General features: G+C 70.0%; 9 protein-coding genes and 1 pseudogene. 6 read left to right on the forward strand and 4 right to left on the reverse strand.

Going from position 1 to position 10609, the window contains the following annotated elements; genetic code table 11:
• Positions 1–624 (forward strand): annotated as a pseudogene (locus E1218_RS32560) (SWIM zinc finger family protein); the annotation flags it as partial.
• Here E1218_RS32560 and E1218_RS32565 read toward each other — a convergent pair.
• Genes E1218_RS32565 through E1218_RS32575 form a run of 3 tightly spaced genes read right to left on the reverse strand, consistent with a single transcriptional unit; the run spans position 621 to position 2870 of the window.
• Positions 621–1013: an iron chaperone gene (locus E1218_RS32565; RefSeq protein ID WP_233712621.1), complete on the reverse strand. Its 393-nt coding sequence runs from the start codon at positions 1011–1013 to the stop codon at positions 621–623. The pseudogene E1218_RS32560 and the gene E1218_RS32565 sit on opposite strands and share 4 nt — an antisense overlap.
• A 9-nt stretch (positions 1014–1022) precedes the next feature.
• Positions 1023–2003, reverse strand: a complete 981-nt coding sequence (locus E1218_RS32570; protein WP_233712622.1) for a GDSL-type esterase/lipase family protein — start codon at positions 2001–2003, stop codon at positions 1023–1025.
• Between the two features lie 60 nt (positions 2004–2063).
• Entirely contained in the window at positions 2064–2870 is an 807-nt protein-coding gene (locus E1218_RS32575) for a TrmH family RNA methyltransferase (RefSeq protein WP_132326889.1), read from the reverse strand.
• A 305-nt stretch (positions 2871–3175) separates the two neighbouring features.
• Here E1218_RS32575 and E1218_RS32580 point away from each other — a divergent pair, with 305 nt between their 5' ends.
• Genes E1218_RS32580 through E1218_RS32595 form a run of 4 tightly spaced genes read left to right on the forward strand, consistent with a single transcriptional unit; the run spans position 3176 to position 8852 of the window.
• Positions 3176–4366 (forward strand): hypothetical protein, encoded by a 1191-nt coding sequence (locus tag E1218_RS32580; protein ID WP_132326890.1) that lies wholly within the window; start codon positions 3176–3178, stop codon positions 4364–4366.
• Positions 4363–4995: a hypothetical protein gene (locus tag E1218_RS32585; protein WP_132326891.1), complete on the forward strand. Its 633-nt coding sequence runs from the start codon at positions 4363–4365 to the stop codon at positions 4993–4995. Before E1218_RS32580 ends, E1218_RS32585 begins: the two co-directional genes overlap by 4 nt.
• Positions 4988–5674, forward strand: coding sequence for a hypothetical protein (locus E1218_RS32590; RefSeq protein WP_132326892.1), 687 nt, complete (start codon positions 4988–4990; stop codon positions 5672–5674). The genes E1218_RS32585 and E1218_RS32590 overlap by 8 nt, the downstream gene beginning before the upstream one ends.
• Positions 5675–5729: 55 nt before the next feature.
• The gene (locus tag E1218_RS32595) at positions 5730–8852 is read left to right on the forward strand and encodes a coiled-coil domain-containing protein (RefSeq protein ID WP_132326893.1); all 3123 of its coding nucleotides are present in this window, start codon (positions 5730–5732) and stop codon (positions 8850–8852) included.
• On the opposite strand, the gene E1218_RS32600 is transcribed toward E1218_RS32595, so the two are convergent.
• Positions 8853–9803 carry an AraC family transcriptional regulator gene (locus tag E1218_RS32600; protein ID WP_132326894.1) on the reverse strand — a complete coding sequence of 317 codons (951 nt, stop codon included), beginning with the start codon at positions 9801–9803 and terminating at the stop codon, positions 8853–8855.
• 204 nt (positions 9804–10007) lie between these two features.
• On the opposite strand from E1218_RS32600, the gene E1218_RS32605 reads away from it, so the two are divergent.
• The coding region (locus tag E1218_RS32605; protein WP_132326895.1) for an aldo/keto reductase at positions 10008–10609 on the forward strand (602 nt) is incomplete at its 3' end.

The raw sequence follows: 10609 nt of genomic DNA on the forward strand, positions 1-10609 counted from the left end.
GCCTTCGCCCACCATCACCGCGCCTCGGCCGCTCCCGACCGTGTCGCCGCAGCTCGACCACCTGGCTCACCCGCGCAGTCCGCCGCTCTCCCCGCCGCACCGAGACCGATGGGTTCACCTGGTCAACCCGCGGCCGTCCGCGCCCTGGCTCCACCACGCTCCTCCGGCGTCGACGTACGCGACCTGATCGCCCTCGCGACCGATGCCGCCCACCGCGCCTGGGAGCTCGCCTCCGGCGACACCGACGGCGGCCTCCACCTCACCTTCGAACAAGACTTGGCCCGCCGAGCCTCGCACCTCCTCGGCACCCCCGAGCTGGCCGACCTCGCCCACCGAGCCGGCGTCTCCGCCCGTCAACTCACCAGCTGGGCCGCAGCCTGGCACCAAGCCGGCCCCGGCGGCCTGGCCGCCACCCTCGACGAACCCACCGACCCACACCCCGAAGCCCTGACCGAAGGCCTGGAAGCCCTACCCAACGGCACCGCCAACGGCAACCGCATCACCGCCGGCAGAACCCAACTCCGCCTAGGCCGAGACGCCCTCTGGTACCGCTTCGACCAACACTTCAGCGACTGGACCCTGACCAGGTCCCCGTCCCCCGATCCGCGCGACCTCGTCGACTAGGAGGAACGCTCGGCGACGCAGGCGTGGGTCAGGCGGGTGATGAGGTCGTACGGGATGGGCTTGTCGAGAGGGAACTTCAGGGTGCCCTGGCCGGAGCGGTAGGGCTCGATGGCGGCGGCCAGGTCGTCGTCGACCGAGGGGATGGGGTAGATGGAGATGTGGTGCTTCCAGGCGCTGAAGTAGAGCAGGTACTTGCCGTCCAGGGTGATGGTCGGCATCTGGTAGCTGATCTTCTCCCCCGCGTCCGGGACGACGGCGTGGACAGTACGGCGTACCTCGGCCAGCACCTCCTGGACCTCGGCCGGGAACGACTCGATGTACTCGTCCACGCTTGTGAACCTGTTCTCCGCCATGCCCATCATCGTGGCCAGGCCGATCGCGGGCGGCAACCCCGCACGTTAGGAGCGGCGGCGGAGATTCGTGTGGGTTCCGAGCGCGGTGACCAGGTGGTCGGCGATCTTCGCGTGGCCGGGGACCGACGGGTGAACACCGTCGGTGGTGTCGGCCTCGGTGATCCAGCCGGTCGTGTCGACCAGGACGAGGTTGGCGTCGTCCAGGGACTTCACGGCGGCCTGGATCACGTCGTTGTGCCGCCCGTTGAACGGAGTGAGCGACACGATCGTCGTGTCCGGGTACGCCGCCCGGACCCGCCTCACGAAGCCGGCGTACTGCGCCGGCTCCAGCGTCTCGTCGTTCACGCCGAGGTTGATCACCACCACGTCCGGCTGCTCGACCCGCTCGGCCGGCGACCCCGCGAAGTTCCAGCCGAACGACTCGACCCCCGGCGGCACGTCGCCGTTCCCCGGCCGGAAAATCCCCTGCCGCCCGAACCCGACCTGGTACGACGTGCCGCCGAAAGCGCGCCCGGTCAGATAGGCGTACGACGCCGTACCGTCGGCGCCCGCGGACTCCGGGTGGGTGCTGAGCGCGAGCACGCCCTGCGTGATCGAGTCGCCGTAGAACTCGAGCCGCGGGCCGCCCGGCCGGCCGCTGAGCCGCAGCCGGGAGTGCACGTCGAGCACGAGCCCGGCGAACACGACCGCGCACTCGAACGGCGGGTTCCACCGGTTGACGTGCTCGTTGACGTCCTTGACCACGACCTCGACCTGGTGCCGGCCGTCGGGCGCGGACAGTTCGATCACCGGGTTCTCGACCAGGTGAAGCGCCGGCTCACCGTCGTCGACCGTGATCCACAGGTGTGGTGGGACGGTCAGCCCGTTCGTGTCGAAGAGCAGCTGGAGCCGCTCGCCCGCGAACGAGAACGAGATCCGCGAACCCGAGTTGACGGTGATCGCGACCCCGGGCTGGTGACCCCACTGGCCTTCCAGCACGATGCGCGGATCTCCGGGGGCGACGACCTCACCAGGCTCGAACGACACGTCCCACTCCTTCGTCTTCGGTGACGTCTCTTCGGTGACGTCGCAATTCTGCCTGGCCGCTCACCACCCTTCCTTGCGAGCCCGCGCTTCGAACAGCAGGATGCCCGCGGACAGCGCGACGTTGAGCGAATCCGCCTGGCCGAGCATCGGGATCGACACCGTCTCGCACCCCTGCTCGTGCCAGTCCTTCGACAACCCGGATCCCTCGGAGCCGACCACGAACGCCGTCGGTCCGTCGTACGCGCGATCGCGGTAACTGCCGCTCGCCGACGGGTCGGCCAGATGGATGCGGAAGCCGTGGACGCGCAACCACTCGGCCGCTTCGGCGATGTCGTCGAACTCCAGCACCGGCGTCGTCAGGATGGTCCCGCGGCTGGCGGAGTACACGGCCGGGTGGCTGGGCCGCGCGCGCCGGCTGGTCAGTACGAGGCAGTCGGCGTCGGCGGCGTCGACCGTACGGACCAGGGTGCCGAGGTTCCCGGCGTACTCGACGCCGTCGGCGACCAGGACCAGCGACGAGTTGGTGAAGCGGAAGGTACACGGACGCCAGACGGGCAGCCGGACGATCGAGATCAGGCCGTCCGAGCGGGTCTTGCGGGACAGCCGGGTGAGCAACTTCTCCGAGATGCGGTAGACCTCGGCGGCGCGGTCGGCGATGCGGTGGACGGCGGCCGTCGTACCGGCTTCGGGGCACCAGAAGAAGGCTTCGATCGGGGCTTCGGTGGCGAACAGGCGGTCGTGTTCCCAGTTGCCCTCGATCATGATCCGGCCGGGTGCGCCGTCCTTGCGAACGGTGAGCAGGTCGCGGACCCGCGGGTGCTGCGCGCCGATCGAGCGCGCTTGGGGAATGGCGGGGTGCACGGTCATGTGCAAGCTCCGGAAGGAGAGAATCAGCAAGCGCGCCGGGGACCCTGTGGCGGGTCAGCTGCCGGCGTGGCGAACGCCCGAAGGCGCCGTGGTCTGGACGCGGTCTACCTGGACCGCGTCAGCCAAGGATTCTCTTCACGCTTCGGATGGTAAGCACCCCCTCCCCACCCGTCACCCGGTTTTCCACAGGCCACCGTCCAACGCCTGTCCACAGCAGGCGGCAACCCGGTTTTGGTCTGTCGGTATGGGTGGTTAGAGTCCTTCTCCTCTGGTAGCCGGTCGCTATCACACGGGAGGGAGTGCGGATGGACGCGACTTTGCTGGACGCCGAGGCCGAGGCCGCCGTACTGCGCGTCTACCGCCAGGTGTTCGCGGTCCTCGCCCGCGAGGCCGGCGCGATGATCGTCGACCCGGACCTGCTCGACGTCGACCAGGCCATCCTGGACGCGTTCGCGGAAGCCGGCAGCGACGGCCTGACCGTGGAGCAGGCGACCCTCGCCTGCCGCGCGTACCCGCACGACGTGATCGTGCGGCGCTTCGAGGTGCTCCGGCAGTACGGCGCCATCACCAAGCTCGTCGACCGCCCGAACGAACTGCGCCACCGAGCCGCCTTCGCGCCGTACGTCATGCTGATGTTCCTCCGCCGGATGTCTGTCCAGGGCGGCCAGGCCGAGCTGCACCAACTGCTCACCCTCGAGGCCCACAGCGTCAGCGACCCGCAGGCGGTTGTGGAGCAGGGCGAGGCCTCGATCGAGCGCCTGACCAAGGTCTTCCGCCTGCTCGGCAACGAGCTGGCGATCCTGGTCGCGACCAGCACGACCGCCCAGCTGCGGGAGAACGCTCAGCTCGCGTGGGGCAACGAGCGGCTGATCGAGCAGGCCGAGAAGGTCCACCGGATCGTGCTCGACCGCTGGCCGGCCCTCCACCGCGCGTGTACGTCGCTGCGCATGTCGCTGGCCGCGTACGCCGACGCCGTCCAACTCGCCGCGGGCCGGCTGGTCGAGCGAGCCGGTACGACGCGCGCACTCGGTCTGCTGCCGATCGAGACCTGGCTCACGTTCACCCGCAGCAGCGAACCCGAAGTACTCGCGGGCGTGCTGGACGGACTCCTGTTCGACGCGGCCGCGCCGGACTTCTCGCCTCAGACGATGGTGGAGGCGGTCGAGACCGGTCGCCGTACCGGAACCGCCCGGATGGCGCCGCCGCGACCGACCGAGGACACCGCCGCGCCGGAGTCAGCGGCGGCGACGGACCGCGAGGAGCTGCGCGCCGAGGCCGAGCGAGTGCTCGCCGGGCGACCGTCGGTGGACATCGTCGAGGTGGTCGACGAGGCCGGGGACTGGATCACGGCTCGGCGCGTGCTGGCCGAGCTCACCGCGGCACACCTGCACGACGAGCTCGACTACGAGCTGGTGTGGTCGGACGGGATGCGGATCGACCCGGCCGCTGGGACGCCATGGGCGACCGAGGGTGTGTTCCGGCGGGTGACGCGATGAGTACGCCGTCCGAAGCCGTCGAGCGCAGGCTCTACAACGCCCTGTGGTGGGCGAAGGTGCAGTCGGCCGGTCCGCTGGAGGTTCCGCGGGACACGCCTGCCGTCGCGCTCCTGACCCGTGCTGCCTCGCCGGACGGCTCGACGGTGTGGTTGGTGCCGGCGTTGCCTTCAGGCGCCGGTCACACAGTCCTGGACGAATTGGGTACTCCGCCGGTGGCTGTCGAGCAGCCGAACGAGACGGCGCGGGTCCTCTCGATCTGCGTCGCGTGCTGCTGGACGGATCGAAGCGGACCGGCGTGGCCCGGCTCTGCCGGCACGCTCGCACAGGTCCGATCCGTGTACGCCGGGATGCGCGGCCGCCCCGAACAGCCGAGCGACCTCACGCTGATCATCGGCAGTCTCCGCCGGCTGCACGCGACCCATTGGCTGCTGTGGAACGAGAAGGCCGGAGAGGTCCGGCTCGGTCCGCGCGTCATCACCTGGACGGCCGCGGACCAAGCCACCCTCCGCGACCTCTGCCGCCACCTCCCCGATCCACCACCGGCAGTGCTCACCACTACCCCGGCCCCGGACGCCGAGTCCGATTCCCTGCCCACGGAGCCGGAGTCCCCGGAGGCGGCGGATGACTGAGCCGCACGTGTTGTTCGATCCGCTGCTGCAGGACCTGGGCGACCGGGCACGCGACGAGGTGCTCGCCGCGTTCAGCGCCGTACAGTACGCAGCCCATCCGGTGGCCGAGGTCCAACTGGCCGGCCTGCGCGACGTGACGCTACGGCGACATGTCGCGCGAATGCTCAAGCTCATCGGCCGAACCCTCGTACACGTCGACGGCACGCACTGGACCTCGGGCTACGCCGACGACATCGCGGCAACGCTCACCGCGCAAGGCTGGCAACCGCTGTCGGTCGTCGATCGCGCGGTACTCGTCCTGGTGCTGATCCACTCGGTCGCGATCCCCCGCAGCGAAGGGATCCTGACCGGCGACAGCTGGAAGTCGGCCCGCCCGACCACGGTCGACGAGCTCCGCACCACCAAGATCAGCGGCGAGGAACGGCGCCTGGCTCTCCAGCGCCTGCGCGCAGCCGGGCTGATCCAACTCTCCGGCGACCACTCCGGCGGCCCGAGCTACATCCCCGGCCCGCAGCTGCAGCGACTCACCCCGGCCGCTCGACGCCGGCTGCAGGACCAACTCATCCTGGCCGCCGGCCCCGCCAGCCCGGTCGCGGAAGCGATCCGCGCCCGCAACGGCGCGACACCGACCGAGCAGGCGGCGGAACGCCGTACCGACGACACCGAAGGAAACGGATGAGCGAGAACAGCGCCTGCCAGATTTCATCCGTGCAGACGACGAAGCGGGGACGGGGATGAGCAGTTCGGTGGAGGACGGCCCGTTCGACATTCTCGGGTCGAAGGTGCTGCTCGGCGTGCAGGTCGTCGACCTGTCCCGACTGTCGACGCACCCTATCCCGATGGTCGGCCAGGGCCTGGTCACGGTCGCCGGACAGGGCCCGACCGACTCGAACGGCGCCGGCAAGTCGTCCTGGATCGCCGCGCTCAGCCTGCTGCACGCCGACGACCAGTGGCGCCTGACGAGCGGCGCGCCCGGCGCTGCCGAGCTGCTGTTCACCGCGGAGGCGGCCGGCCAGGAGGGCAACTGGTCGAACGTCGACCGCGGCTACATCATCGGGGTCTTCTCCGATCCCGAACTGATCGATCTCGCCGAGATCGAGGCGGCCGCGATCACTGTGTGGCTTCGGATCAACCGCAAGGCGTCGTACATCGACCTGCGCTGGAAGAGCGGCCTGCACGTCCCTTACGGCGCGACCGAGGCCGAGCGGGCCGCGGGCGCCGACGCGTTGTGGGCCGCGTTGCCGCACTCGAACGGCCGGACGGACTTCCACGCCAACAAGCTGTCCACGGTCCTGTACGGCGGTCAGGTGCGCTGCGTCTCGTTCCTGTCGACGTCGGTCCGGTCGAGCCCGACCGCCAATCTGCTCGCCGAGCCGCTGAACGAACTCGGCCCGGCCCGCATCTTCAACGCGATCGCGACCTTGACCGGTCTCGACCACGAGCTCGAGCAGGAGCAGGCGCACCGGTCCGCGGAGCACACTCACCGCGAGGCGACCAAGCAGGCAACGGCCGACCTGCAGCGGTGGGAGCAGGAGATGGCCGCTGTCGAGTCAGGCATCCTGCAACGCGCGTCGGCCCGGGAAGCGCTGGCCGGGGCGAAGGAGTCCTGGAAGGCCCGGTGTGCGCGGCACCTGATCGACGGCGACGCGCGAAACCACGAGATCCTGCAGGAGCTCGCCGTACTCGACGAACGCGTCGCCGAGCAGGAGGCGCGGCGCGAGGCGGTCGACTCCGAGATCGAGGCGTTCGGCAACGAGGAGGTCCTGCTCCGCGACGTCCAGCTGACAAGGCAGGAGCGGGACAAACTGGACGCGCGTGACCGCGAGCTCGACCTCGCTCAGCGTTCGGTGCGCGAGCAGCTCGAGCAACTCGGTCAGGAACACCGGCGACTGCTGGAAGCCGGGCGCTCGGCGGACGGACGGGATCTCGCGGCAGCCGCCGAGGAGCAGGACGAGGCGCGCGCCGTCCTCGAGGAACACATCGGACGCGACCACGCCGCCCGGTCGGCCGTGGACTTCGCAACTGCCGAGCTGCGGGAGGCCGAGAGCGGCCAGACCGTGTCGGCAACGCAGCAACAGGTGCTGGAGAACGCAGGCATCGAGTGCGGTGCGCTCACCGACATCACCGAGTTGTCAACCGCGCAGCGGGCCGAGTGGGAGCCGCGACTCGCGCCGTACCGGGACGCTGTCGTCATCGACTTCGGCGACGCCGCGGTCGCGTCGGCCGCGTTGGCGGACGCCGGGTACGCCGGATTCCTGCTGGTGCTCGCGAATCGGCCGGGCGCGGCCAAGGCCGGGCGAGGTGGGCCGAAGTCGGCCGACAAGCGGTTCGCGCTGGACGGTTTCTTCGCCGCGCTGGGCGAGCGTGCGACCAAGGAGAACATCGACGATTTCGCGGGCGTCGTGGCGGTCGGGCACTTCGAGGAGCCGCTCACCGGCCGGACCGCGCGGATCGAGGCCGCTCGTCGCCGCCTCGAGGCCGCGGTCGAGGCACGTGTCGTCGCCTCCGCTGCGCTTGAGCAGGCACGCGCCCGGGTCGGGCAGGCAGAGCGTCGTACGGCGGCCGCCCGGGCGATCGCCGACGCCGAGTCGGTGCAGGAGCACATCCTCGCACTGCGCGAGACGATCGACCGGCACGAGACCGACCGCGACTCGCTCGCACCGCAACTGCAAGCAGCCAAGGAGTCCGCCGAGGCGGCCGCCGGTCAGCAACTCGTCCGCGACGAACGACTCAAGAACCTCGAGGCGACCCGGCGCGACCACGAGCGGCTGCTCGACGACCTCACCGCCCGCCGGCTGACGCTGATCGAGGAACAGACCTCCCTCGACCTCGTCGGCCGGACGACGGCGTGGGGCTCGACCCCGGCGGAGGCCGAGGAGTTCATCCTCGGCCTGCCCGACGACGTCCAGCGCCGGACGACCGCCGACTGGAACCATCAGGCCTGCACGCAGCTCGACGACGTCATCCGGCGTTGCTTCCCGAACGCACGCTCACGCGAGGAGATCCCGGCCGAGCTCTGGGAGATCCTGAACGGCCCGGACGGCTGGACGAATGGCACCCTCGGCGCCCGGGTCGGCCTGGTGCCGGCACTGCACCGGACGCTGAGCAGCCATCTCGCGCAGCACGAGACGTTCGACAGTCTCCAGCAACAGCAGATCGCCGGCCAGCGCGCCGAACGGAACGCAGCCCTCGAACGCGCCCGCGAAGGACTCGCCGAGGCCGAGAGCACCGCGCGCGCGCACCGCGCATCGCTTGCCGATGGCATCAAAGCGCGGCTCCGCCTGGTGTCGCAGGAGTTCGACCGGCTCGACCAGCAGTACGGCGGCTACGGTGCGAAGCTCGAGTTCCCCGAGCCCGACCCGCCGGCCGAGCCCGACAAGCCGTGGCGCTGGACGGTCACGCCGAAGTGGCGGCGATCCGAAGGCGGCCCGTTCTCGGCGTTCAACGTCAAGGGCAACACCGCGCAGATGGACGAGAAGGCGGTGAAGCTCGTGTGCGCCGCCGCGCTCGCCGGTGGCTCGGATCGACCGCTCCTGCTCATCCTCGACGAGCTCGGCCGGAACCTCGGTTCCCAGCACCGCCGCGAGGCCGTCGCCCTGTTCGAGCAGATCGGCCGCGACCGCAACATCACCGTCATCGGCGCGCTGCAGGACGACATGGAGCGGTACGCCCTCGCGTCGTCCCGGCTCTACGTCAAACTCCGCCGCAGTTCCGACACCATGCCGTACAACCAGGCACCGGTGGTCAAGGGCAACGAGGAGTACGCCGATCGCGTCGAACTCCTCCGTACCTGGCTGGAGTCCTACCGCGGCACCGCACCGACCCTCGACCTCGCGGCCCCCACCTTGACGCCGTAACTACAGTCCGCTCGCGGTGTCGACGGGCGCCGACTCGTCGCGCACCCGGTGCCGGTAGCGCAGCGGGGACACACCGACCTCACGCTTGAACGCAGTACTGAAGGCGCTCTCCGAGGCGTATCCGAGGTCGGCGGCCAGCGCCCCGACCCGGATATCGCCGTCACGCAACGCACGCTGCGCGAGCAGCATCCGCCAGCGGTTGAGATAGGCCAACGGCGGTACGCCGGCCACGGACCGGAACCGTTCGGCGAACGACGTCCGCGACATCGTTGCGGCGCGGGCCAACTCCTCCAAGCCCCACGACCTACCGGGCTCGGCGTGCATCAGCCGGAGCGCCGGCCGCAGCCGTTCGTCGGACAACACGCGCAACCATCCCGGCGGCAGGTCGGCCTGATGGATGTAGGCGCGCACTATTTCGAGCAGTACGAGTTGGCTGTGCTGCCGGATCGCGAACGCGGAGCCCAGTCTGTTCGAGGTCACCTCGTCGAACAACCGGTGGAGGCTCCCCCGCAGATTGGCTCCCTCGGCAGCCGAGCCCCGGACGTGTCCGACCGGCGGAAGCGCCTCCACGAGCAGCGCCTGGCCCGCCGGGTTGAGCGCGATCCGGCCGCCGAAGACCACATCGTCGACCCCGGTGACGGCACGCATCAGACCGGTCGACGGAAAGCCCTGCTCGGGCATGACCTCGCGCCGCGGGCCGGGCCCCGTACCGCCCTCGAGCTCCAGCCACGACCGACTGTTCAGAATCGCGACGTCGCCGGGTTCGAGCTCGATCGGTTCGTCGATACCGTCCGTGCTCAGCCGCCCGCGACCGCTCGCCATCGCAACGAACTTCAACGGCTCGTGGACCGCGGCCCGGGTCACCCACGGACCCCGCACCGCGAACCCTCCCGACAGCAGCCCGCGGACCTCGACGAGCTCGAAGACCTCGGACAACTGATCACTGGCCACCACCGTACTCTCGCGCAAGAAATTCGAACTGACAACTATTCAGAGTCCGGATCCACTCGCGCAGACTAGCTCATGAGTTGCCAGCGCCGACAGGAACAGCTTTCCAGTCCAACGATGTAGGCCGTGCCCTCGACCCCTCCCGCACGCGTGTGTCCAGGAGCTGAGTCCTGGCTCGAGGCAAACCCCACCACCAAGGAGAACCCAATGCGCTACCGCCCCCTCGGCCGGACCGGAATCCAGGTCAGCCCCTACGCCCTCGGCGCGATGATGTTCGGTGCCGTCGGCAACCCCGACCACGACGAGTCGATCCGGATCATCCACCGAGCGCTCGACGCCGGGATCAACTTCGTCGACACCGCCGACATGTACTCCGCCGGCGAATCCGAGGAGATCGTCGGCAAAGCACTCAAGGGCCGCCGCGACGATGTCGTCCTCGCCACCAAAGCCCGCTTCCCGGTGAACTTCGACCCCAGCGGCGCGACCCCCGTCGTCCCCAACCGGTCGGGTGCCTCACGCCGCTGGCTGATCCAGGCCTTGGACGACTCGCTGCGCCGCCTGGGAACCGACTACGTCGACCTGTTCCAGATCCACCAGCCGGACCCGGACACCGACATCGAGGAAACCCTCGCGGCACTCACCGACCTGGTACGCGCCGGCAAGATCCGCGCCATCGGTACGTCGTCCATGCCCGCCTCGGACCTCGTCCACGCTCACTGGGTCGCCGAGCGACGTGGTCTGATCCGGCTGCGCACCGAGCAACCGCCGTACTCGATCCTGAATCGCGGCATCGAGCGCGAGGTGCTGCC

The organism is Kribbella turkmenica (assembly GCF_004348725.1).
GTDB lineage: Bacteria > Actinomycetota > Actinomycetes > Propionibacteriales > Kribbellaceae > Kribbella > Kribbella turkmenica.

What these genes read in the sequence shown, in the direction of transcription:
- E1218_RS32580 (WP_132326890.1), top strand. Translation starts at nt 3,176, where the DNA reads ATGGACGCGACTTTGCTGGACGCCGAGGCCGAGGCCGCCGTACTGCGC.
- E1218_RS32585 (WP_132326891.1), top strand. Translation starts at nt 4,363, where the DNA reads ATGAGTACGCCGTCCGAAGCCGTCGAGCGCAGGCTCTACAACGCCCTG.
- E1218_RS32575 (WP_132326889.1), bottom strand. Translation starts at nt 2,870, where the DNA reads ATGACCGTGCACCCCGCCATTCCCCAAGCGCGCTCGATCGGCGCGCAG.
- E1218_RS32595 (WP_132326893.1), top strand. Translation starts at nt 5,730, where the DNA reads ATGAGCAGTTCGGTGGAGGACGGCCCGTTCGACATTCTCGGGTCGAAG.
- E1218_RS32590 (WP_132326892.1), top strand. Translation starts at nt 4,988, where the DNA reads ATGACTGAGCCGCACGTGTTGTTCGATCCGCTGCTGCAGGACCTGGGC.